General features: G+C 40.9%; 13 protein-coding genes. 6 read left to right on the top strand and 7 right to left on the bottom strand.

Features of this window, described 5'->3' with window-relative positions:
- Nucleotides 1-33: 33 nt before the first annotated feature.
- From BO26_RS12590 to BO26_RS22170, 6 genes are all read right to left on the bottom strand, one after another.
- On the bottom strand, nt 34-573 hold the full coding sequence (locus tag BO26_RS12590; RefSeq protein WP_081861907.1) for a GNAT family N-acetyltransferase: 540 nt from the start codon (nt 571-573) through the stop codon (nt 34-36).
- A gap of 18 nt (nt 574-591) precedes the next feature.
- Nucleotides 592-1,023, bottom strand: a complete 432-nt coding sequence (locus BO26_RS12585) for a PaaI family thioesterase (protein WP_236637449.1) — start codon at nt 1,021-1,023, stop codon at nt 592-594.
- Between the two features lie 501 nt (nt 1,024-1,524).
- Nucleotides 1,525-1,992 carry a type III toxin-antitoxin system TenpIN family toxin gene (tenpIN, locus tag BO26_RS12580; protein WP_036771846.1) on the bottom strand — a complete coding sequence of 156 codons (468 nt, stop codon included), beginning with the start codon at nt 1,990-1,992 and terminating at the stop codon, nt 1,525-1,527.
- Between the two features lie 467 nt (nt 1,993-2,459).
- Nucleotides 2,460-8,267 carry a non-ribosomal peptide synthetase gene (locus BO26_RS12575; protein WP_051690967.1) on the bottom strand — a complete coding sequence of 1,936 codons (5,808 nt, stop codon included), beginning with the start codon at nt 8,265-8,267 and terminating at the stop codon, nt 2,460-2,462.
- Between the two features lie 22 nt (nt 8,268-8,289).
- Nucleotides 8,290-9,168: a PhzF family phenazine biosynthesis protein gene (locus BO26_RS12570; protein WP_036771831.1), complete on the bottom strand. Its 879-nt coding sequence runs from the start codon at nt 9,166-9,168 to the stop codon at nt 8,290-8,292.
- Nucleotides 9,169-9,515: 347 nt separating this feature from the next.
- Nucleotides 9,516-9,686 (bottom strand): hypothetical protein, encoded by a 171-nt coding sequence (locus BO26_RS22170; protein WP_201771269.1) that lies wholly within the window; start codon nt 9,684-9,686, stop codon nt 9,516-9,518.
- Between the two features lie 499 nt (nt 9,687-10,185).
- On the opposite strand from BO26_RS22170, the gene BO26_RS12565 reads away from it, so the two are divergent.
- The 6 genes from BO26_RS12565 (at nt 10,186) to BO26_RS12540 (ending at nt 17,162) form a co-directional block, all read left to right on the top strand.
- The gene (locus BO26_RS12565; RefSeq protein ID WP_081861906.1) at nt 10,186-10,647 is read left to right on the top strand and encodes a MarR family winged helix-turn-helix transcriptional regulator; all 462 of its coding nucleotides are present in this window, start codon (nt 10,186-10,188) and stop codon (nt 10,645-10,647) included.
- A 236-nt stretch (nt 10,648-10,883) separates the two neighbouring features.
- The gene (locus tag BO26_RS12560; protein ID WP_036771829.1) at nt 10,884-12,389 is read left to right on the top strand and encodes an acyl-CoA carboxylase subunit beta; all 1,506 of its coding nucleotides are present in this window, start codon (nt 10,884-10,886) and stop codon (nt 12,387-12,389) included.
- Nucleotides 12,390-12,402: 13 nt separating this feature from the next.
- Nucleotides 12,403-13,638 (top strand): hydroxymethylglutaryl-CoA reductase, encoded by a 1,236-nt coding sequence (locus BO26_RS12555; RefSeq protein ID WP_036771827.1) that lies wholly within the window; start codon nt 12,403-12,405, stop codon nt 13,636-13,638.
- Nucleotides 13,635-15,113: an acetyl-CoA carboxylase biotin carboxylase subunit gene (locus tag BO26_RS12550; RefSeq protein WP_036771825.1), complete on the top strand. Its 1,479-nt coding sequence runs from the start codon at nt 13,635-13,637 to the stop codon at nt 15,111-15,113. Before BO26_RS12555 ends, BO26_RS12550 begins: the two co-directional genes overlap by 4 nt.
- On the top strand, nt 15,110-15,712 hold the full coding sequence (locus BO26_RS21595) for an acyl-CoA carboxylase biotin carboxyl carrier protein subunit (RefSeq protein ID WP_051690966.1): 603 nt from the start codon (nt 15,110-15,112) through the stop codon (nt 15,710-15,712). The genes BO26_RS12550 and BO26_RS21595 overlap by 4 nt, the downstream gene beginning before the upstream one ends.
- A gap of 58 nt (nt 15,713-15,770) precedes the next feature.
- Nucleotides 15,771-17,162, top strand: a complete 1,392-nt coding sequence (locus BO26_RS12540) for an MmgE/PrpD family protein (protein ID WP_036771823.1) — start codon at nt 15,771-15,773, stop codon at nt 17,160-17,162.
- A gap of 407 nt (nt 17,163-17,569) precedes the next feature.
- Here the strand turns inward: BO26_RS12540 and BO26_RS12535 are convergent, their stop codons facing one another.
- Entirely contained in the window at nt 17,570-25,282 is a 7,713-nt protein-coding gene (locus tag BO26_RS12535) for a glycosyltransferase (RefSeq protein WP_236637448.1), read from the bottom strand.
- Nucleotides 25,283-25,373 lie beyond the last annotated feature (91 nt).

Below are 25,373 nucleotides of genomic sequence, written 5' to 3'. Positions count from 1 at the left end.
CCTCAATAAAGAGGGTTTTATTTTTTATGCTAATTAACGTTGATACATACATTTACCATATATCGCAGTATCATCTATCTCTCCAGATGGCAGCCTTCGTTCGCATTTTAGAATGCCTTCTAATTGATAATTATTTCTTTCTGCGACCTTCCTACTTGCCATATTACTGGCAGCCATACGAATTTCGATTCGTTTGGCTTTAAGATTTTCGAATGCATATTTTTCTAAGAGTTTTACACCGTCACTGACATAGCCAAAACCTACAGCATCACGACATAGCCAATATCCCATTTCGAAGAATGGGATTGATTTATCACGGACAATAAGCCCCAGCGCGCCAAGAAACCGATTATCATCTAACCGAATGATGGAAAATCGCAATTCACCTTCACATTTATTAAAATTTTCCACCGCTTCCTTCATATTCTCAATAAAACTTTCTTCATCCGTGATGGCTTTTACCCAAGGCATATAACGAGAAAGGTGCTCTCTATTTTCTTTAATTGCAGAATACATTGTGTTAGCAAGGTCGATTGTAGGTTCAACCAGCATAATTCTTTCATTTTTCAGCATAGTCAGCTCTCCCGTTCATTATCCTTTGGCAACAATACCGCTTGCAGTCGCACATAAACCGCCCCTCTCGCTATAGAGATGTGCTGACGCGAAAATCATTGTCCGGGTTTTTCTGTCTATACGTGCTTTCACATGACTAAACTGACCACGGATGATCTGCATCATTTTGATATCAAGAGCAACGACACCAGATGGTGTGCAACCGAATCCAATAAATCCAGAGATGCCAAGAGCTGATTCCAACGCTGCTGTTACTATTGCACCATTAATCCCTACAGCTGTATTTTTCCCGAAAGAACCCGCATGGCATGGATTGCCATGTTGTATCCGCAGATCAACAAAATCCACACCCCATTCGACAATCGTGAATCCAAGTGTTTTAAATAATGGAGAGTGATTAAATGCTTCAATACTTCCATCTGTCACATGTTCTAACTCGTTCAAATTCACTCCGCCATTAACACCTGAAAGTTTCTATAAATAACAATTTCATAATGTAATTACTTTATGAAACTAAGTAGTTAGCAATAATTAGCTTCATACTGAAATTGTGATGCAAGATAAAATCTTGCTTGATCTTTTTCCCCTGTTTTCTTCTTCTTTTGTGATATTAGTCACACTAAGAATTAATGTTAATAATAAATTTCCCATAAATTAACATATGGATAAAATATGCCGTTCATTACTGTGCATAGCCAATATAATTTTTTCGATCTTAAAAATATTTTATATATCACATGGGAATAAATGAATGATCTTTATTTAGACAGTTGTCATTTTCTGTACATATTTTATCAGCATTAAACGCACCTTAATTTGATGATGGAGATTCAAGTAGGTATTTCATCAATCGAACGGGTATAAGTTTAAATAAATTATTTGAGTTAAATACTCTGTTAGTATTTCCGTTAAAATAGAGCACCAATCAATGAGAAAACATTATCGTATTATTCATAGACCTAACTGGTAATGATAATTCTGAAGTGTTGTGAAACGATATTCTAAGCTGTTAATAATATACTTATCACTATGTTTAACCGCTTTGATATATTTCTCTACATACTTCTCAAATTTTATTGTAATGAAATGCTCTTTTCCCTCAATCTTTTTATATTGTTCGTGCGGAATCAAAAATATTTCATCAGAAATATATCTCGAATTGACGATTAATAATGCTTTCGAGTAATCTAATCCTTTCCCTTTAATACCTTTTTGAACGGATCTTTGAGTAATATATGCTGCATTATGTTTAATTGAAGTTCTAAGTGGGATCGCGAAAGTTAATTTGTTGATGTTTATTACAACAATACCATGTCCGCGGGTTTTACCTGGTATCCACTTTCCATCTTCATTATCAACTGCTTGTATGAGATGAGAATTCTCATCATAAAAGGCTTGAGTCAATTTTTTTAATTTCATCCTGATCACTTTTGCGTAGATCAAAAAAAACCCCAAGTCAGGGGTTTTTTCTGGCAGTTAATTCTGTTCGGAGGTTTCTGTTTTTTACGTGGGGACCCTCCTGCCACCAGCATACTTCTGCTCGGAGATTTCTGTTTTTTACGTGGGGACCCTCCTACCACCACAAACTGCCTTTATATACTACTGTTGATATACGCAGTTGTCAATTTATTAAACCAGGTGGTATTTATGTAGAAGCATATTATTGACTTATTAGAATAACGAATAACTTTAAAACCTAAATTCCTGTTTATTTATTTCATCACTGTTACTGATAATTTGAACATAATAAGCTTATTGAATAAAACGATTCTTAAGTGCCTTCAATAAGCCCCCGCCAGTTCTATCAGAATAAACAGAGGCTTATTAGACAATTTAGGGAAAGCGGTGTTCTCGTACCTTGCTTTCCCTCATATGTTATTGATGACTTACACCATTGTTACTTCAGTTGTCTTTTCCAGCGATTTAAGCAATATGGCAATGGTTTTATGTCTGAAAATATCCCTAATTCTTACTTTCATTTGCCCCGGCATCTGAGTATTCATCTTTGCAACCAACCGGACAGCGGATAAAGAGTTACCTCCGATGTGAAAGAAATTATCATTGATACCTACCTGCCCGACACCCAGTACTTCTTGCCAGATTTGACACAGCTTACGCTCTATTTCTCTCTCGGGTGCCTCGTAGTCACCATTTCTGACTTCTCCGGGTGCCGGCAAACCTTTACGGTCCAATTTGCCGTTTATCGTCAACGGTAACTTTTCCAGCGTAATAAATAGACTCGGAACCATATACTCCGGCAAAACCTTCACCAACGCATCACGCAGGTTCGATTCTGATAGCGCTTTTCCCTGTGTCGGTACAACATATGCGACTAAATAGCTATTCGTTTCCTTGCCATGGGCGATAACTGCGACTTGTTGTACGTCGTCTATGTCCATCAGCGTATTCTCTATCTCTCCCGGTTCGATGCGGAATCCGCGGATTTTTAGCTGACAGTCATTTCTTCCCAGATATTCCAGTTCACCATCACCTCGCCAGCGAACCAGGTCGCCCGTTTTATAAAGCCGTGTATACCCTTTCTCCTTGTCATGTTCATCGGCAAAAGGGTTTTCTACAAATCGTTGCGCGCTCAGTTCATCACGATTCAGATATCCACGGGCAACGCCAGCGCCTGAGATGTAAAGCTCTCCTAAGGCACCTACCGGTAGGCGTTTCATCTGCGGAGAAAGAACATATAATTTCGTATTGGCAATGGGTTTACCTATGCCACCGTTATAGCGGCAGTTAGGATAATTGATAAAATTGAGGGAAGTGACTGTTGTTTCAGTCGGACCATATTCATTATTCAATTTTTCACCAAAGAGTGATTTCAATTGAGCATGGCACCGATCACCCCCACTGATGACACGCCGGAGAGTCATCAGTTCATTTAAGCTACCAAGGGATAACAGATAATCAGGCGTTGCGTGAATATGCGTTACCTGATATTTGAAAGCGAAATGCTTTATTTTTTCAACATCTTTCAGATCCGCATCAGAGGCCATGATAAAGCATCCACCTGATAATACCGGTAAGAATATCTGTTCAATGGATGCATCAAAGACATAAGGCGCCAATCCAAGAACTTTTTCATCATCACTAAAACACATTGTTTGACGTTGGGAATGCAATAAATTAACAACCCCATTTTGTTCTATCATGACGCCTTTAGGTTGCCCGGTTGTCCCGGAGGTATATATCACATAGGCGAGATTTTTCGGGCCACTTATCGCAGGCAAATTGGTCTGCTCTATATCCTGCGTTAATGTTGGATCATCGACTGACAGGTAAACGATTCCATTCCCACTCTCTCCTGCCTTTATCTTTTCCAGCAGACCAGATTGGGTCAGAACGACGCGGGCCTTTGTATCACTCAGCATAAACCTGACCCGTTCTGATGGATATTCCGGCGATACCGGCACATAAGCGGCCCCTGCTTTTAATACGGCAAGGATAGAGATAATCATCTCTGCACTGCGTTCCAGATACAGCGGAATCAACGTATCGGGTTCCAACTCCTTATTCGTGAGCGCGCGATAACGTGTACGGATTGTCCGGGCAAGTGCATTCGCTTTGGCGTTCAGTTCAGCGTAGCTGAGTTTTTCGTCTGCAAAAATCACCGCAGTGTTTTCTGGGGTTTTTACCACTTGCTCTTCAAACAACTGGGATAACGTCTTGTCAGCCGGGAAAGAAGCTGTCGTATCATTCCAGCGGTCCAAGCGTTGTTTGTCCTCTTCCGGTAACAATGGAAGCTCTCCAACGGGTTGATGTTTGTTACCGACAAAAGCCACCAGCACTTGCTGATACACGGCGATCAGTTGAGTCATGGTGACATCATCAAATACCGCCTCGGCCCAACAAAATTGACCACGGAGTTGTTCATGGCTATCGTCAATAATCAAACTGATATCAAATTTTGCTGCCGGCGCTAAGGATTGATTCTGTGACAGTGTCACCGGAATGAAAGGCAGATTTTCTGCACGATATTGCCCAAAGCTTTGCACCGCAAACATTACCTGAAATACCGGGTGCCTTGACAGGTCATTTTCAATGCTTAATTCGCTGACCAATCGGTCAAACGGCAAATCCTGATGAGATTTGGCGGCAATAATACGAGTATGAAGGGAAGCAATCAGCTCACGGACAGAAACCGAGAAATTTTCATTGATCCTTATCGGTAAGGAATTAACGAAGAAACCAATCAATGGCTGCGTCTGAATATAATGCCTGCCATCTGATGGAATGCCGATAACAATATCATGGTGTCCTGACATGACCGCCAGTGAGACATAAAGCGCTCCCAACATAACCGTATTCAAGGTAGTTGCTTCATTTTTTGCCAGTTCTCGCAGTGAGTTTGATAACATCCCGCTCAGCAAGAAATGGTGTTCCTTCCCGCTGTCATCGAACTGAGCCGGACGCGGTTTATCCGCCGGGAAAGCAAGATTTTCATAACCTGACAACACCTCTTGCCAATAAGAGAGATGAAGTTGTACATCCTCATCGACCAAAGATTCGCGTTGCCAGTAGGCAAAATCGACATACTGAATAGGGAGTTCAGGCAAGTCAGGCTCTGATGCATGCAAGTAAGAGGTGTATACCTGAGCAAGTTCGGATAGAAAAATATCTGTCGACCATCCATCAAAGGCAATATGGTGCCACACCATCAGCAAATATTGCTCATCACCAACAATATAATGGCGGTATCTGACTGGATGTTCATTGGACAGGTCAAACAGTTGCGAGGCATCTTTTTTCACTCTCTTCAACCATTCATTATCATCATGAATCACCACAGAATTTATGGATAACGGTATATCTATAAGGGTTTGATAATCATGGCCTTGATCGTTTGTTCGATAGACTGTTTTGAGTATCTGATGCCTTTCTTGCAGATAAGACAGCGAGTCGGTCAAAACATCCAGTTTCACATCACCCTTTAGCTTTACTAACAAGGGAATATGGTAGGCGCATGTTCCTCCTGACGATCGTTCAATGAACAGCATCCTTTCTTGAGCAAATGATAAAATTTGGGGTTGCGGAGACGGTGGAATATTCAGAGTTTCAATCGGCGCATCATGCAAAATTGACGATAAGGTTTTAATATCCTGAATATTGAAAAGTTGTGACAACGGTATGTTTTTCTTATACCGATTCTGAATGACAGCAGATAATTTAACCGTGGTAATAGAATTCCCCCCTAAGCGGAAAAAGTTATCTGTCATGCCTATCTGACTGACTCCCAGTATTTCTTCCCAAAGCTGGCACAGCTCCCGCTCTATTTCTGTTCCTGGTGCCTCGTAAATACGATTTCTTACCTCTTCTGGTGTCGGCAGCCCTTTACGGTCCAGTTTACCGTTTATCGTCAACGGTAACTTTTGCAGCGTAATAAACACACTCGGCACCATATACTCCGGTAAAACCTTCAACAACGCATCACGCAGGTCTGACTCTGATAGCGTTTTTCCCTGTGTTGGTACAACATATGCGACTAAATAGCTATTCGCTTCCTTGCCATGGGCAATGACTGCCACCTGCTGTACGTCGTCTATACCCATCAGCGCATTTTCTATCTCTCCCGGTTCGATCCGAAAACCGCGAATTTTTACCTGAAAATCATTCCGTCCCAGATATTCCAATTCGCCGTCATTTCTCCAGCGAACCAGATCGCCTGTTTTATAAAGCCGTGTATACCCTTTTTCCCTGTCTTGCTCATCAGCAAAGGGGTTTGCTACAAATCGTTGAGTACTTAATTCCTCGCGATTGAGATATCCACGAGCCAATCCAATACCACCAAGATAAAGCTCGCCCGGCGCGCCCAACGGCACCAGATTCATACTCTCGTTAAGGACATATAACTTTATGTTGTTGATTGGCTTACCAATCGGTATCACTTTTAGCGAGGCGGAACGACAGTCATAAGCCGTGACATCAACAGACGCTTCTGTCGGTCCATACAGGTTATGTAATTCAGTCTGTTGTGCGCAAACGTCTTTAAACTGAATAACGGTAGCTTCCGTCAGTGCTTCTCCACTGGCAAAGACACATTTTACACATGAAGGAATACGCTGATTTGTCTCGATCAAATGCTGATTGAAAGCGCCAAGCATGGAAGGAACAAAATGGAGGTGGGTGATATTCTCTCTGGCAATAAGTGCACGCAAAGCCTGGGGGTCTTTATGAACTTCAGGCGAAGCAACAACAATGCATGCTCCAGTCCAGTTAGCCCATAATAGTTCCCATACCGATACGTCAAAAACATAAGGTGTTTTTTGCAGCACGCGATCCGATTCACAGAGCGGGTAAGTTTGTTGCATCCAAAAAATACGGTTTACGACACCTCTGTGTTCTAGCATTGCACCTTTAGGCTGTCCGGTTGTCCCGGAGGTATATATCACATAGGCGAGATCTTTCGGGCCACTTATCTGAGGCAAATTGGTCTGTTCTTCTCCCTGCGTCAATGTTGGATCATCGACTGACAGATAAGTGATTTCATTCCCATCCTCTTCTATTTCTGCCTTTTTCAGCTTTTCAAGCAATCCAGATTGCGTTAGAACAACACGAGCCTTTGTATCACGCAGCATAAACCTGACTCGTTCTGACGGATATTCCGGCGATACCGGCACATAAGCGCCTCCTGCCTTTAATATAGCCAGAATAGAAACAATCATTTCTGCACTGCGTTCCAGATACAGTGGGATTAATGTATCCGGTTCTAATTCTTTATGCGTGAGTGCGCGATAACGTGCGCGTATTGTCCGGGCAAGTGCATTCGCTTTGGCGTTCAGTTCAGCGTAGCTGAGTTTTTCGTCTGCAAAAATCACCGCGGTATTCGTCGGGGTTTTTGCCACTTGCTCTTCAAACAACTGGGATAACGTTTTTTCGTCAGGGAAAGAAGCTGTAGTCTCGTTCCAGTGGTTCAGGCGTTGCCTGTCCTTTTCCGGTAATAGCGGGAGTTTTCCAATGGGTTGATATTGATTATCGACAATGGCTACTAACACTTGCTGGTACACCGCCACCAGCTGATCCAGAGTAGCAACATCAAATACCGCTTCTGCCCAATAAAATTGACCGGTTAGTTGTTTATGGCTGTCATCAATGATGAGGGATAAATCAAGCTTTTCTTGCTCATTTTTTAATGAATCAACGCTTTTTACGGCAAATTTTATTTGAAAAATTGGATTGAGTGATGGCCCTTCAACTGATGCCAGAAATGTATTTAATTGGTCAAATGAACATGAGCGATATTGTTGTACGTTTGTTATGAGTTTATCGATATGGTGAATAAGTGAAACAACGGAAATATCTGATTGAACCTGCACTCTTAACGGAACAAGGTCCAACGCGCTGTTGTTACCGTTATTCTCATCATTCAAAGAGTTGCCTATAACAATATCATGCTGCCCTGATAATGCTGAAAGTGCGACATAAAATGCACTCAAGAGTACAGTATTGAGTGACTTGCTTTCACATGTAGCCAGGTTACGTAATTGCAAAGAAAGTTTTTCATCAATATCAAAAGATGATCTTAAAACCCGATTTTTACCAGGATCACGAACTAACCTGTCAACAGGGATAGAAAAATTATCTCGACCGGAAAGTAACGTAGACCAAAATCTTAAATCATTCACATTACATTTGCTTGATAGGATATCCTGGTCACTGCCTTCACGAGCCGATTTGTTAACTGCCATTATTTCATCCTTAGACAATAACTTAGAATGCAATTGTGCCGTCAATACAGGTAACAGCACTTCCGCCTACGAAAATCTTGCCTCCACGCTGAACGAGCGACAACAACCCATCACGACCCAGTTTTACGCCCTGTGAAGAGATCACATCCACCCCTTCTGGTGCCATAACATGATGGTGACGCATAAACGCCGCAACGCTGCCATTTCCACCACCACAAACCGGATCTTCATTTACACCACAAGCAGGCGCAAAAGAACGAACTTCAATGTGCGCCTCCATGCCTTCCGGGTATGAACCATAGATACAAATTCCAGTGCAATTCATTTCAATGTCGTGATCTTTTAAGCGGCTGAAATCGGGTTGTGTAGCGAGCACTGTTTCCGCATCAGAAGTACAGGCAACTATCCATCTGGCGCCAACATCGACTAATGCTGGCGTTAATTCATCATTGATCGAACAACCAAGAATATTTTCAAGGCGATTTACTTGTTCTCTGCTAAGTAACGTGATTTTCGGCTCTGGTAACTCGAATGAGATTGACCGTTCACCATTTTCCATTTCACTGACATTTAGCGTGATCAAGCCTGCGCTGCACTCCTGAATTAAACGCCCATCTGTTACTGAGATAACACCAGCTTCAAGCAATGCATGTGCGGTACCAATGGTAGGATGACCCGCAAAAGGTAACTCACTTCCCGGTGTAAATATGCGAACCCGATAATCAGCCGCCGTATCTACTGTTGGAAGAACAAAAGTGGTCTCAGAAAGATTGGTCCAACTGGCGATACTTTGCATTTGTTCCGTCGAAAGATCCGAAGCATCCATAACAACCGCAACGGGATTTCCTTTGAATCGTTTTGAAGTAAAAACGTCAACTTGTTTGAAAGGTACACTAGGCATAGAATTTCCTGTTTTTCTGAATTAATTTAAATTCTGTTCCCAAAAAGAATGACAAATAGTCAGTCTCATATTTACATGGTTTCATGCTACTCTGAGTCCACATATAAATACAGAGCCAAAAATACCAAAACAGTTTTGAAATACACCGTTTGTATAATAAGTGTACCCATTTACAAATCACGTGACATACAATTTTCTGATCTTAAAAAGCCAAAAGAAAAGAAATAATCTGTGTATCTACAATCGATAGGTATTTATGATGTCAGGTTTATTCAACAACAGATATTCAACAACATAGATAGCGAAATAACGTTTTTTTATTTCGCTACGATACGGGATACTATGCTTCAGTTTTTCTTTTTGCGTTCAGAAAACAATTTATCTGTCTCATTTGCCAAGATCCCACCTACCAAGGAGATCGGGCGGTAAAACGATTTTTCATGTTTAGCAATCTCCTGTTGTGTAATAAAAGACATACTGACACTCATAATATCAGGCGTTATAAATAATTTTCTCATGATTAGTCCTTTTCTTAGTTATCATTTTATAGAGTTTCTATTTTCAACAAAGTAAATTACAGTTTGAATGATATTTCCCGACTATTACATTATTTAAAAATAACAACATGGTTTTAGGTTGATTTTTATCTGATATATAAACCTATATTCTGTTATTAATATTGAAGAGTAAATTACATAAAAAAGAGAATTATTAAGTAACTAATTTTTCGGACAAGTGGTGTTATTCTTCCCTCGCTTTGGTATATTTGATATAACTTTGAAGTTAGAAGCATGCTTATTGCTCGTTAGTATACCCAATAGATTTCAAGATGCAGTGCGGCGGCAAGTGAACGCAGCCAACAAAGAAGCAACTTGAAAGATGACGGGTATATCTATTTTCTGAGCATGACTTGCCATAGATTCACGAGCTCCTGCTTACTCCGATATATAGCTAGCAAATTTATCTCAGGCTAGCTGATCTCATCAGGACATAAGCACCAAACAAAAAGGCAATAAGATGTACACAAGTTTACTAACCCTGGCTGACGATACATTCTGTCTACGTTTGCAACGCGCCGCAAGGATGTGGCGTAAAGTATCTGATGAGGAACTGAGCAAACTAAATTTATCCGAAGCGACAACAACTCCGCTCTGGCTGATTAATAAACTTGGAGAGGGTCTGCGTCAACGCACCTTAGCCGATCATATGGGACTTGAAGGACAATCATTAGTCAGGCTACTCGATCAGCTAGAAGGTGCGGGATTGCTGATTAGGAAAGACGATCCTACCGATCGACGGGCTAAGGCGCTTTACCTCACTGATGAAGGGCGTAATTTAGCCGAGCAAGCCGAAATTGTCGTAAGAAATATCAGAGCACGATTACTTGATGGCGAACCTAACGAAAATCTGGCTATTGTTGATCGCGTTTTTGACAAGATTATCAATGCAGCTAGTGCGACTAGTGAGGACAGTGAATAAACGAGTACGGATCTGACGAAATGGACGCCTCGAATAAATACCTTATGTAGCAAAATGGAGAAAAAAATTCATTTAACCCGCGAGAGCGTCCATCGTACACCTAAATTCAGCGCACAAATTTGTATCAACGAAATCCTTAATAACACAGCTTGCGATTAGTTCGCATGAGATCTATTATCATAATCAGATAAGGTTCATTTTGTTATCTTGTTTCGTTATGCGAGCGGAGTCACTACATGCCTGAATTATCTGACACTACCGGTATTATTAATCAACAAAAAGAAGTCTCTCCCGCAAACCCAAATTATACTCTGATTGAAAATCTACTTGATCCAGGTAGCTTTTCAGAATTGGATGCGCTTGCAGAACATGATTGTATTCTCTTTAACGCAGATCAAAAGAAAATACCCGGAGACGGGATATCTACCGGATATGGATTCATCAATGGCCGTCCAGTGGTTGTTTATGGTCATGACAATCAGTTTATGGGAGGCAGTTCCAGCCGAATTCATGCCGTAAAAATATGTAAAGTCATAGATTTAGCTTTACGCACTGGCGTGCCGATCATAGCACTGAATCAATCATCTGGATTACGCATACATGAAGGGGTTGATGCCAATTCCCAATTCAGTTACGTATTTTACAAAACAGTGCAAGCTTCCGGCGTTGTTCCCCAAATATCATTAATACTCGGCGACTGTATAGGCGGAGCGGCTTACACACCTGCACTCACTGATTTCATAATAATGATTGACAAACAATCTACTTTATTTTTAACCGGCCCGGCTGTGATTAAACAAGCGACCGGAGAAAATGTCAGTAAAGAAGATATAGGCGGCGGATTAATGCATGCAAGTCAGACCGGGCTGGCTCACTTTCTGGTCGATTCAGCGTTGGAGGCAATATCTTTAACACGACATTTATTATCCTATCTTCCCCAGAATAATACCGAAACGCCTATCGTTATTTCAGATTCTACTGCAAGGCAACGAGAAACACCCAGAATCGAGGAAATTGTACCTCATGACAACTCTCTTCCTTTCGACGTCAAGGAAGTTATTGCAGAAATAGTCGATAAAGAAACTTTCCTTGAAATACAGCAATTGTATGCTCGTAATATTATTACTGGTCTGGCTCGTCTGGGTGGACATGTCATCGGCATTGTCGCCAATCAACCTAATTGGTTAGCGGGCTGTTTAGATATTGATGCTTCAGAAAAGGCTGCTCGTTTTGTCCGTTTATGTGATGCGTTTGGTATCCCCTTACTGACATTAGTCGATGTACCGGGCTACTTACCGGGAAAACAGCAGGAACAAGGTAACATAATAGGTGCTGGTTCTAAGCTGATGCACGCCTATTGTGAAGCGTCGATCCCGAAGGTTGCTGTTATATTGCGCAAAGCATATGGAGGAGCATATCCAACATTGGCTAATCGGGGAGCCACGGATTTCATTTATGCCCTGCCTGATGCCGAAATTTCTGTCATGGGGCCAGAAGGCGCAGTGAATATCATATTTCGTAAAATTGTGGCAGCCGCCCAGGAGCCAGAAAAACAGCGAGAATTTCTGATTACAGAATATCGTCAAGCCCACGCTAGCGCTGCATATTCTGCAAAAAAAACCTACATCGAAGGGCTAATCCCTGCTTCTCATCTGCGTAACCGTCTTATTTCAAGTTTCAAAATACTAAGAGACAAAATAAGTGGCCATCCGGCCAGACGGCATTCAAATATACAACTATGAAGGAATGAAAATTATGGCCATTCCACGTGATCGACACGATGACCATAGTCAGGCATCGATAAGCCGACGGTTATCCTGGCTTTCCGAAACAACCGGGCAATCTTATCCCTATATTGCCGGTAAAACTATTGAACCCGAGTTAGCCAAAGGAACCTGCGAAAATATGATTGGTTACGTCGGAATTCCTTTGGGCATTGCTGGCCCGTTTCTGATTAATGGCATATCAGCCAAAGGAACGTTTACTATTCCTTTGGCGACGACAGAAGGCGCTTTGATTGCTTCTTTTTCCAGAGGAATGAATTTAATCAGTGATAGCGGAGGTTGCCAAATACTGAGTCAGGAGAATTCCGTTCAAAACACACCAAATCCAGCATATCGCTTTTTGGGTAACGCTTTGACAAAAGTATCTGCCGTTGTATTACACCGAGCGGAGGATGCGCTGAAATTTGCCAACTGGTTGCAAGAGCATACGTCGCAAATCTTAATAGTTGCCAACAACACCAGTCGTTACGCTCGACTACTGGAAGTTTCCCCTCTATTTCAGGGTAATTTAATCGGATTGGCATTTACCTACCAGACAGGTGACGCGATGGGATTAAATATGGCGACTAAGGCGAATGAGGCCGTTTGTCGTTATATTCAGGAAGAATGTCCCGAACTTATTTCACACTATTTCAATACATTAGGGGGAGATAAACGTTTTGTCAGTGATCAGGCTAAAGGCCGATATGTTACCGCAAGTGTCCGAATACCTCATAGTTTGGTAAAAGAACGATTACGTACAACGCCATTACGCATGCAACAATTTCTATTAGCATGTAACACATTACTTGCACAACGCGGCGCCACAGCACCAAACATCCATGTTGCTAATGCGTTAACCGCAATGTTTATCGCCTGCGGGCAAGATCCTGCCTTTGTTACCGTCTCTTTTAAAAATGCCTGCACACATTTTGAAGTGCTTGATAACGGAGATCTCAACGCCAGTTTGACCATCCCCAACCTTATTGTTGGTGTAGTTGGCGGTGGTACTAAACTCCCCATCCAGCAAGAGTGCCTCAGCATGATTGGGTGCACTCATGATGCTCGTAAATTAGCTGAAATAACAGCAGCAGTCGCATTGGCTGGTGAAATCTCCGTTGCAGGAGCGGTCAGTGCGGGAGAATTCACCCGTGCCCATACCGTATTGGGGCGAGGCATAAACCCGGTAAAGCCAACTGAATCATCATCAGAGGATACATCGTTATGATCCGCCATGTACTTATCTGTTGCAGAGGAGAAATCGCCCTGCGTTTCATACGTACATGTCAGCTAATGGATATTAGTACCACCGTGATTTACAGTGCAGACGATGATAATGCAGAATTTGTCCATGTTGCTGATCAGGCGGTAAGAGTTGACGCATGGATCCCTGAAACGCTTATCACGACGGTGATTAACGTCGCACTAGCTTGCAAGGTAGATGCCGTAGCACCGGGATATGGCCCTCTTGCAGAAAACGCTGATTTCGCTGACGCCTGTGTTAAGGCGAACTTAATTTTTATCGGCCCTAATAGCTCAGTTATCCGCCAGACAGGTGACAAAATTGCTGCTCGCTCAGCGGCAGAACAGGCTAAGATCCCCATTATTCCCGGTATGCAAATTGATGTCGACGCCAATGCGGCGATGATTTTGGCAAATAATCTGGGTTATCCACTGTTGATTAAGGCCGCCCATGGCGGCGGCGGACGTGGGATTCGAGTGGTAGATCAACCGGAAGACTTTATCACCTCTTATGAGGAAGTCAGGCAAGAGTCTCTCTGGGCATTTGGCAACAATCGAGTCTATCTTGAGAAATTCCTGGGAGAAGATGTCCGTCATATAGAAGTTCAGATATTAGCTGACCGATACGGAAAAATTTTACATCTTGGAACTCGTGAGTGTAGCGTGCAACGCCGACGGCAAAAAATTGTTGAAGAAGCGCCCGCCCCCGGCCTGACAGAGATTCAATATGAAAAACTTCATACTGCCGCGTTGGCGGTTGCTCATCAGGTAGGATATGACAGTGCAGGTACGGTCGAATTCTTGCTTGATAAAGAAGGCAATTTTTATTTCATTGAGATGAATGCCCGCATCCAGGTTGAGCATCCTGTCACTGAAGTGATAACAGGTATAGATATCGTTGAACACATGATTTATTCAGCATCAAATCAGCCTTTGACACTGACTCAGCAGGACATTCATTTCTCAGGTCATGCAATTGAATTTCGTATTTGTGCAGAAGATGCCCATGGGGATTTTCTACCAAATGGTGGAGAAGTTTTGGATTATCGTGTCCCTGAAGGACCGGGTATACGTATCGATTCAGGGATACATCTGGGCGCTAAGATGTCACCTCTATTTGATAGCTTATGCCTCAAGCTCATTGTTTCCGGTGCCACTCGTGAGCAAACTTTAAAGCGGTCGCGGCAGGTGCTGGGTGAACTGGTTATTGCGGGTTTTAGTACTAATCTCGCAGTACATCGTTGGTTGATAGGCAATCAATCATTCAACCAAGGCAATTACGATCTTTCTATCGGTAAGACAATTGAAAATACCCATTCCCTACCCCAGCGAAAAGCTCTGGCAATACATGCAATTACCGCCTTGGCTCTGTATTTAAATCTTATTCCTGATGTGCAAACACATTCGGATACACATAGACCAACATCGCCATGGATTCAACGAAATAGCAGTTGGAAATGAGTCAACAAAGAGGGCTGCATATGCGTAATACAGATCCAAGCTCTGTATCATCAACAATATCAACATTACTAAACGGTGTCGTAGAAAGTGAATTAAACCAAGTCAGTACAACAATTAATAACCTTGGTTCTAATCTCTACCAAGCGCAATGGAATGATACTCAAGGCATTTCATGTGAACTCAAGTTAGAAGATGTGCAACATATATCAAGCGATACAATACGATTAAGAATAAAGATTGACGGTATTCGAGAAACTATTTTATTAAAACGCAACTCATCAAATGACTTTCTTATCGATTATGCGGGAAGCCATCGAGCAATAGTTTTAGATACGGGAAATTCATGGAAAAACAAATCCATTAAGCCGCATCAAGATGGCAATATATTGTCATCCCCTATGCCAGCAAATGTATTAGAGATTCTTGTTTCTGAAAACAGTATTGTAGAAGATAAACAACCGTTATTACGTATAGAAGCCATGAAAATGGTTATAACGCTTTACTCTCCAGGAAAATATTTAATTCAAAAAATAGATGTAGCAGTGGGAGAGAATGTCAGTACCGATCAGGTGCTAATCACTTTCAATCCAGTTAGATAAATATTTAATTGTTTTAAGACTTATAGCGTGAATAAGACTTTTATAAACAGGAATTATCATGAACTTAGAATCTAAAATCGTTAGTTATTGTGATAGCCTTAAATATTCCTCAATTGATCACAATACCCGAGAAATCGGCAGCCACTGCTTACTTGATATTATTGGCGTTTTATTAGCTGGCACCCGTGATCCCGGCGTTGAACTATTGACTAAAATAACCGAAAAATGGGGAGGAAAACCAGAAAGTCGAGTACTTGGGCGAATATTAGCTTTACCTGCTCCAGCCACAGCAATGTTAAACGGTGCGGCTGCCAGAGTACTAGATTTCGATGATGTTGGCGATTCACTCGGAACACATCCCAGTGTCGCGATATTACCCGCGTTGCTTGCTATTGCCGATTCCATTGATCGACCAATATCGCGTGAACAATTCATGACTGCCTATATTGCAGGTATCGAACTTTCTCTTAGACTTTCAAGAGCACGTAAGGAAACATTACTTGAGAGTGGCCGGTATGACCTGTGTAAAATTATTGCAGCAACAGCGGCCTCAGGAATGTTATATGGTCTGACAGGAAATCGACTGCATAACGCACTTGGGATCGCATATACATCCGCATTGGGTGAAACACAATGTATGATAGACGGCGCCTCAACCGTTTTTTACCAACAAGGTTTGGTCGCATCCCATGCAGTGAAGGCGGTAATATTCGCTGAACAAGGTTTTACCGGGGCAAAACAATTTCTCAGTGGACGCTGGGGCTATTATAGTGCCTTTGAACCTGGCTCAAATCTTGATTCAATTATTGACGAATTAGGTACAACCTTTGTACTCGATCAATTAATCGCATTTAAACCCTATCCTACTTGCCGCCCAAATACCTCAGCCGTGGCGTTAATAAAAGAGATGTTGAATGGTCAACAGATTGATATTAATGAAATAGAGCGTATAGATGTTCTTACCAACCAACAAATATTTGATCTCGTTGGCTCGCCAGTAGAACGAAAACAAGTTCCTCAAACCGTAGTCGAAGCCCGTTTCAGCCTCGCTTATAATATTGCGACTGTACTCACAACAGGAGACTTATTTATTGATGACTTCACGGAAAACGCAATTCGTCGCAAGGATATCATCGACTTAAGTAGAAAAATTTATCCCAGAAGTGTGGCTGAATGTGAAATACCTGAATTAGGCACACATGGAAAAATCAAAATTATTATTCAGTTTAAGGATGCTACCCAACTTAAAGGCGAAGTTTCTTATGCAAAAGGTAATGCCAAAAACCCAATGACACTTGAAGAGTTGATAGACAAGTTTAAAAAATGCGTGGTTTATTCCCAAAATGCATATATTCACAAAAATATTTCAGCAATATTAGATTGGATTTTAGATCGCAAAAATCATAATCCAGATTATCAAATGCTTGCTAACGTATTATTCCCAAGATAAAGGGATTTAACCGCTATTCTGGTATGGACGTATAAATTTATTATTAATGTGTGGATTTCTAGACCTCAACTGACAGTTTTATGTATCTTTAACAGATATTAGTTGAGGTCTATACCCAATAGATTTCAAGATGCATCGCGACGGCAAGGGAGCGAATCCCCAGGAGCATAGATAACTATGTGACTGGGGTGAGTGAGTGCAGCCAACAAAGAAGCAACTTGAAAGATGACGGGTATAGATGAACAAGAAATAAGAACAGGAAGTACGCCTTATGAGACTTTGTTTGAGAAAATGAGAGCTTAAAAATGAACTCTTAGTCGCAGTCAGAAATCTCACAACTAATACAATTTACACCATCAAAATACACTATAATGGGTTACTGTTTCTTTGAATTTCACTTATGAAATTCAGCCTCTGCCAGCCTCTGCCAGCCTCTGATTAGCCTCATCGATTTGACCACGCCAGTAATTCATATGGTAGATTACATCAGATATTTTATTTTCTAATGCAACAAGGTTTTGATTAATCTGTTCAAGCTGCGCAGGCCGCGAGCCGTTTCCATCGCGGAGTAGTTTCGCTCTTTTTAGAAAAAGTTCGTCATATTTATCCCTCATATCACTTAGCTCTTTTTCTTTCTGTAAGTACATATCATTCGCAACATCCAACTCCCGTTCAATCTGGCTGCGTATTGCATTGATATCATTAGGTAACCTGCCAGCGGCTCCTGAATCCTTCGATAATACTGGTCGCATTGGAGTTGATTGTCCTTCCGCTCGCCTCTGCAGCTGTTGTGCTGGTTGTGACGTCCCAGGCATTGGCGGAGGCGGTGGTGTTACTGTTTTTGGCGCTTGACTATGCGATGGCATTGGTGGTGCCGGAGGCGCTACTATTGTTGATGTCTGAGTACTTGTACTGGGGATATTAGTATCCACAGCCCGAGAGTGATCTGCGCTATTCTCAACATAGCCTGAAGGCCCACTAATTGATTTATAAGGCCGATTAATTTTTTCTTTTTCCGCAGATATGTTCATTACCAGATGACCACTACCTTTAAACTCTATACTCGTTACTACCTTATGACCAAATGCTTCAGCATGCTGTTTCAACATAAATAAGGTAGCCTTGCAATTATCAGTTCCCAGCAGCGTATAAAAAGCCTTTGGATTCTCGGTAGGAGAAACGCGTATAACCTGTCCTCGTTGAATCGGGGTTCCTATAGCGCTTATAACGTCTTGAGTGACTTTATTTTCAATACTGGCCTGAACAGATCTTTTTAAATTTTTCGGGTCTACACCTGACTTTTTAAGTGAATTAAACATGATCTCTGAATAAGATAATGGGGCTCCTAATTTAGGATCTGTAGTTATATCATCCACTTTATACGAGGAGGATGTGATGAGACTTTCACCATCTTTAGATATATATATATCATAAGCCGGTTTTTCAGCTCCCTTTGCTTCAATCTTAATATGATACATCTTGTCTTGTACGAGATGTGAGACATTAGCAGGGGCAGAGTCTTCCATCGTGCGGAATAAATATCTGTTATCAAAGTGACTCATTGTATCAGCTGAATCTTTGTATTCACCTTGATATAAATCTTTGGCTTTTTTTTCCAAAGTAGAGAATAAATCCTCACTACTCTTTCTCGGATTAAATCTAATAGGTTTCGTTTTATTAGTCGGTAATATTAATGGTTGGCTCAGTGATAGCGGTGGCTGCATCGTTGGTGGCGGCGGTGGTGTTCCTATTTTGGGTGCCTGACTATGTGATAGCATTGGTGGTGCAGGAGGCGCTACTACTGTTGATGTCTGAGTACTTGTACTGGGGATATTAGTATCCACAGCCCAAGAGTGATCAGCGCCATTCTCAACATAGCCTGAAAGCCCACGCATTGATTGATAAGGCCGATTAATTTTTTCTTTTTCCGCAGGAGTGAGTTTTTCATCCGCAAAACTTTTCGGCTTCTCTAATGGAAGCCCTAACGCTTGCCGTTTTGCTAATTCAAATTGATCTAATTGTGCATTTAAAACCTTAGAATTAAGCCCGGGAATTTCTTGATATAAGGCTTGTGTAAATACATCTGGACCTGCCAATTTTAATACATTTTTTTCACCGCGTTGATAATTACTCACGGCAAGATCTAATGTTTTGTTAATAATGGGATTATTTTGTGTTACGGCGATGGGCGTATTTGGAAATGCTGTCGCTTTACCTGCTTCAGGAGCATATTCTCTCATCACCCCAATTCCCTTTGGAAATGCTAATGAGCCAAAACCTTTTACCTGTATATCATCAATATCTTTATAGATGCCTCCTTCAAATTTTAAGACTAATAATCTTAAAATATCACTCGCTTGTGCATATTTCTTTTCTGCAATCGCTTGTTCATAATAGACGAATGAAGGCTCTTGTTTTAATTGAGGGAAATAACTTTTTTTACGAAAATCGATGATATTAACGTTGCTGGCTTCAAAATTTTTTGACATAAAATTCTTAGCACTTTCATGTCCACTAATGCCACTATCGTAAATAATGCTGGTATTATAATCCGGATTTTTTTTTGCCGTATCGATTGATAGCTTAATATTTTTCTCGGATATATTTTTTGTACCAATCCAAATCATATGGATATTTTTATCAATCGGTTCTGGCGGCCATTTTATGGCTTCATAATTAATTGACTGATTGATTATCTTTATAGCTCTATTTCTTGCAATATACTTTCTTATTTCGTCAATAGGTCCACCTCCTTTCAGGCCTGTTTCTGAGTGCTTAAACCACTCACCATTTGCATCCTGTTTTACCGGGACTGTTGGTCTTGAACGATTCGTGTTTGATGGGTCAAACACTCGCCATGTATTATTTGCTTGATCCCATTCGACTATATAAATGTCATTATTGACTTTTATATAGTGTTTAGTCTCTTGTACACCTTGTGTATTTTCCGACGTTACATGATAAACCCCGTCACGAGGTGTAATGCCATCCAATTGAATACCCTCTTGCTTATAAAGTAATGGGATCTCACCATCAATAATTTCATTTAAGTTTCGACCACTTATTTTGATATCCGAGACATTAGAATAATCTAATTGATGGAAACTCACTGAGTTATCTGGGAAGTCATACTCTTGCATTTTTTTCTGAAAAAATGTGGCCATATCGCTGTGTTTATCAAAATAAGCCATACCATAATTTGGGTCATAAAAAACATATTTAGTTTTATTTTCCCCATCTTTTATTTTTGATATCAACATAGTATGTGCCGGAGCGTCTACCCGGACTGAACTTATTTCAGATGGAAAGAGTTTTATTTCAGATGTCGTAAGATTAGAAACAGTTACATCCGAAATAGATGCAGCAGATGCATTAAATTTTGATGCATTCCCATTTGAATGTAATTCATTCAATGACTTATACAAAGAATTGCTCATAATATCATTAGAAGAATAAATCCCCATAAGCATTTTAGACAGTTTTGCATCCTGACCACTTTGTAATGCCCAACCCATTAAGACTGATTCAGGTAAGCATTCACCGGGTTTTCCTTTTAAATAAAGACCCTGGGGAGTGAGGACAACTTTATTGGCTTTATTTGCCGATTTTTTCCATGACTGAGCATCTTTTGCTGTTTGAAATGCATTAATGTCTTTAATGGATTCATTCATTTTTCCCGCCAATACACCTTTTGTTGTCGCATCGGTATCAGGCGAAATATAACGTTCTATTTTTTCATCAAGCGATAGACTATTAAAGTTATCGTATTGTGAATTATTATAATTGTCTTTTCCTGTCTTATACGCTTGTTGAGCTCTTGCTACCGGTCCTTTACTGTCCGGATTGTAAGCATAGCTAGGCGCCATACGTTGCATAGTATTGAAGTTTTCTTGATTGTATTTAATGCGTTTGAACTTATAGCCGCTGATGGTTATTTCTTTTGGCTCTTTGGTGAATCTATCGATGAGATCTTTTAATCCACCGCCTTTTAACCCAACATCAGTATGAAATTCCCATGCATTATTTTTATTTAATCTGATTGGCGGGAAATATCCCGAACGATCCGATGCAGCAGGGTTTACCAAACGTAATGTATTATTACTTTCATCATATCTAACTTGATAGAAATTATCGTTATGTTTGATATAGTAATTATAATCTTGCATGGATTGCTGATTTTCAGGGCGAGTTTTATATATACCCTGCTCATTAGGCTTAATCTCGTTAAGTTCCGGTTTTTCCACCTTCCAGTCAGAATTGAATCCAGTATCTTTGACCTTATTAAAAACATTACGCCTATTTAAATGACTATTTATTGGATAAGGTTCGATTAATTCATACACCGCACCGCTGAGCACTTTGCTAGCTTTGAATCCCATTTTTCCTAGTTCGAGACTCAATGACTTAAATAGGGCGGAACCTCTAAGTCCTGATTTAAGAATGCTTGGTATTGCTGAGCTGCGGATCGTACCCACGATTCCTCTCGCCGCTGGATAGGCAATAGCAATACTTGTAATAATGTCTAGAGTCAATTGCTCAGAATTTATTTCATATTCCCGGTCGTAATGTTTCCTGCGACCTATTTCATGGAATGGAATAAATCTATCCCCCAATTTTTCCCAGTCAGTAGATTCATACATTGCAGAGCGAAGATAGTTTGCTGCGGCATTGTTTTGAATGGTCGAAACCCCGATAATTGCGTTTTTAAGAGTCGTATTTTCCAAATGATCTGTATTTTCCAAATGACCAGGATTTTTTTCTTCATAATACTCATGTGAAAAAAGCGAGGGATCTCCAAGCCAGATATTTTGTTTTTTAAGATGAGTCTCTAACTCTTTTTTATTCATACCACTTAAAATTTCCAATGCATTTGTATGTTCACTCTGTGAGCCTCTGTGATAATACGACCCAAGACCTCTATACTGTGTAGCTGGAATGTGCATACCCTCAGTCAGAGGCTTTAAATCTTCCATTTCCTTTGTGCTAATTCTTTTAACATGATTTCTAAGGAACAGATTAGAGATAACCAAACCACCTGTGTCTTTTCCAGGAAATTTAATAACAACTGTTCGGCCAGGTGCAGCTAAACGAGCTCCACCATTTCTATTTTTATATACAAACGAAAATAACTTAATACTTTCGGCTTTATCGAACAGCTCAGAGAAAGAAAGGTTAGCTCGTGCAACAATTTGTGAAAAAATTTCCCTGGCTTCCTTCTCTGCATCGTGATTATCTTTATAATTATCAAATTGAGCATAATATTTACTATCGTCATTACCCAACTCTTTTCTGGTCTTGAACTGAGAATAAGACGTAAAATCTTCATGGGGTGTTTCGCTTATATGCAATATATGTTCTCGTGCTTTTTTCTGAAAATTCAACAATTTATCGATCAATAAAAGAGCCGATTCATATTTCATCGCCTTCAAAGAAATCGCTGCATCTATTCGGCGAGATTTAGATTTCATCTCCGTCAAATAACTCTCTGTATTTATTCGGCGAAGATCAATTAGGATTGATTCTATATGCATTAATTTCCAGCCATCACTGCCTTCTTCATTTCTTATTTGATCATATCTATTAAGCCATTTTTTACTATCTTGTAGCGATATATTTATACTACCATTTATACTACCATTTATACTAGCGTCAAATATTTGTGCAGCAATAATACGATTATCTAAAAATATATTTTCTTCATTTTTACTATCATCTGAAAGAACTTGATGGATGTTCTCAACTTTGCTAAGCATCTCATATGATTCACGATATTTTTTTTGCATACTTTGCAGTTTATAGATAATTTCATCCAGGTCTGGATTGTTATTATTTTCGTTTGGGAAAAACTCATCCAATAGTCTATTATTTTCATTTGGATATTTATCGATAATATCTAAATGGAATGTTTTTGATTTATCTTCCTTTTCTGTTTTGTTGAGGAAATAATATATCTCTGCCATTTTGAAGTATCTATCTTCATTTTCATCTTCTTCATCATAATAAGATTGAAACTTGACCATAGTTTCAGCTAACTTCATGAAGATTATTGGATTTTCTTTTTTTAGTTTCTGAAAAAAATCAATGACCTCTTTTTTTATAGTTCCAGCCTCAGGAATAGTGTCATCATATGGCCTCTTTTTATCATATATCTCATATGCTTCAATTATTGATCTAAATTGCAAATATTCTTTTATTTCTTTATTTTCCTGGCTCTCTAATTCTCGTCTGAATTTTAGCCATGTATTTTTATAATCCTGTTGACTTTCACGTACCTCATCTTTATTTTTATATAAAAATAAATCGATAAATATAGCACGTTCGACATCGTTCATCGGGCTATTGGCATCACTATTTTCGAATCGTTTTAATTCACTTCTTAATTCACTTTTTATTTCACTATTAACTTTATCCTCTTTAGTATTAGCATTAATTATATTTAGGTTATCTATACTTATTTCACTTTCTACTGATACATCCCGCTTACGCCTGATTTTAGGCTTCTGCGCTGAATTATTGTCTTGTATATCAGTGAGTTCAGGCATAGTGAGTTGTGAAGTACTAGCAAAATCGGAGATAGGTTCTGGTGTAGATTGTGCTGTTTCAGCTGGCGATACACTCGTTTCTTGAGGAATAATCTCAACATTAACATCCGCGATTTTACCTGCTATCTCTTTATTTATATGCAATGCCAGTTTGTCGGCCTGCTCGTCTAGTGCATCTTGGATAGCCTGTTGAATCGCCTTCTCAGCATGTGCCCTGATAGCCGCGTTTATCCCTGCATACCCGCCTATCCAAAGTAGTTCTTCCGGCAAGTCGATGACGATGTTTTTTATAATCTTTTTATGGTAATCCTTTTCATTACATAAACGCCCAGCGGTTATCGACGCGGCCATACCCCACGCTACTAATGGTGAAAGGGATAGGGTCAGTCTGAAGGCTGTTTTGGAAAGCTCCTGATTGATAAATTTGCTTTTTACCTGTGTGGCAGGGCCTTGCCCCAGTCTCACGCTCCGATTTATTGCCCGGACTCCCCTGTACAGGGTTCCGCCGGTTTTCACACCTCGAATAACAACGCGTACAGGTAAAGAAAAGGTCCCCGAGACCAGTTTAAAGCCGCCTCTAAATACCGCAGAGATGGCTCCGCTCACTACTTTTTTCTCTGCCCAGTGTCGAATATCCTCCGGCAGGCTGCGCGATCCCGCCAGAATCTCTTCCGGCGTAGGCGGATAGACGGTGGTATTCTCAGCCGCGTGTTTTAATGCCAGTGCTAACCTTTTCAGGAATCTTTTTGCTTCAGGATCTGATTCTTTGGCGAAATGGGTTCTGTTTTCCTCCACAATCTCCATCAGAGTATGTTCAAATAATTCTGCTGCGACTGCTCTGTCCTCCGGGCGTTTTTCTTGCAGATAACTCTGTTTTAAATCCTCCGCCCATTCGCTCATTCCGCGCGCCAGCATACCATCACGGGAGAAATTATCTAACGACGTTCCCGTAATTTCCACAACGCCGGCTTTGACCTTGCCCTTAAGCTCGCTTAAGTCCCGCAGCCATTTTGTCACTTTTTCTTGCAGCTCCTTGCCGCCGCTATGCCCATGCTCAGCCAGCCGCACGGCTGCGCCATCGAGTTCACGTGCAATGTTTGCAAACTGCCTGACGGCCTCCGCCATTATTTCATCAAAACGCGGTATATCCTTCGATCTATCCTGCGGCTCCTTTCTTAATTCCTCACCCAGCTGGAAATATAAATCCTGCGCCCATTTCTCCTGTGCCAACCGGGTTATCGGTGCTATCAATTCCTGTAACTTGTCCCTGGATTGCTGCCCGACTGCCTGCCACCGCGCCGCTTCCTGTTCTAGCTGTTGATTAAGTAGCTCACTGAGCTCTGGCAACTCATCACGATAGGCTGTACGTTGGGTCACACGGCTGTGCTGCTCCACCGCCTCCTGTAGCATCCAGGCAGAGGACGGTAATAGTTTTATCCGTCGCTCAGCCTGCTGAATTTCATCCAGAAACAGCAGCGCCGTACCTTTGACTGCTCCGTTGACACTTTCAGTATCGGATGTCCCCTTAAGTTTGTGTCTCGCCCTTGAGGCTGTTTTACTGGCTTTGTTTCCCGTCATCCAGGTCACGTGAGCGGATGTCTCTTTTATCTTCTGGCCGGTTTTTTTGATGCCTTTCCATAATCCATCCCCCCCGTCCTCGTCGGGTAGG

This window comes from Photorhabdus australis DSM 17609, from assembly GCF_000711895.1.
Classification (GTDB): domain Bacteria; phylum Pseudomonadota; class Gammaproteobacteria; order Enterobacterales; family Enterobacteriaceae; genus Photorhabdus; species Photorhabdus australis.
The sequence above is the reverse complement of the archived record's forward strand: the minus strand, read 5'-3'. Positions and strand labels throughout refer to the sequence as shown.

What these genes read in the sequence shown, in the direction of transcription:
- BO26_RS12590 (WP_081861907.1), bottom strand. Translation starts at nt 573, where the DNA reads ATGCTGAAAAATGAAAGAATTATGCTGGTTGAACCTACAATCGACCTT.
- tenpIN (WP_036771846.1), bottom strand. Translation starts at nt 1,992, where the DNA reads ATGAAATTAAAAAAATTGACTCAAGCCTTTTATGATGAGAATTCTCAT.
- BO26_RS12575 (WP_051690967.1), bottom strand. Translation starts at nt 8,267, where the DNA reads ATGGCAGTTAACAAATCGGCTCGTGAAGGCAGTGACCAGGATATCCTA.
- BO26_RS12570 (WP_036771831.1), bottom strand. Translation starts at nt 9,168, where the DNA reads ATGCCTAGTGTACCTTTCAAACAAGTTGACGTTTTTACTTCAAAACGA.
- BO26_RS22170 (WP_201771269.1), bottom strand. Translation starts at nt 9,686, where the DNA reads ATGAGAAAATTATTTATAACGCCTGATATTATGAGTGTCAGTATGTCT.
- BO26_RS12565 (WP_081861906.1), top strand. Translation starts at nt 10,186, where the DNA reads ATGTACACAAGTTTACTAACCCTGGCTGACGATACATTCTGTCTACGT.
- BO26_RS12560 (WP_036771829.1), top strand. Translation starts at nt 10,884, where the DNA reads ATGCCTGAATTATCTGACACTACCGGTATTATTAATCAACAAAAAGAA.
- BO26_RS12555 (WP_036771827.1), top strand. Translation starts at nt 12,403, where the DNA reads ATGGCCATTCCACGTGATCGACACGATGACCATAGTCAGGCATCGATA.
- BO26_RS12550 (WP_036771825.1), top strand. Translation starts at nt 13,635, where the DNA reads ATGATCCGCCATGTACTTATCTGTTGCAGAGGAGAAATCGCCCTGCGT.
- BO26_RS21595 (WP_051690966.1), top strand. Translation starts at nt 15,110, where the DNA reads ATGAGTCAACAAAGAGGGCTGCATATGCGTAATACAGATCCAAGCTCT.
- BO26_RS12540 (WP_036771823.1), top strand. Translation starts at nt 15,771, where the DNA reads ATGAACTTAGAATCTAAAATCGTTAGTTATTGTGATAGCCTTAAATAT.
- BO26_RS12535 (WP_236637448.1), bottom strand. Translation starts at nt 25,282, where the DNA reads ATGACGGGAAACAAAGCCAGTAAAACAGCCTCAAGGGCGAGACACAAA.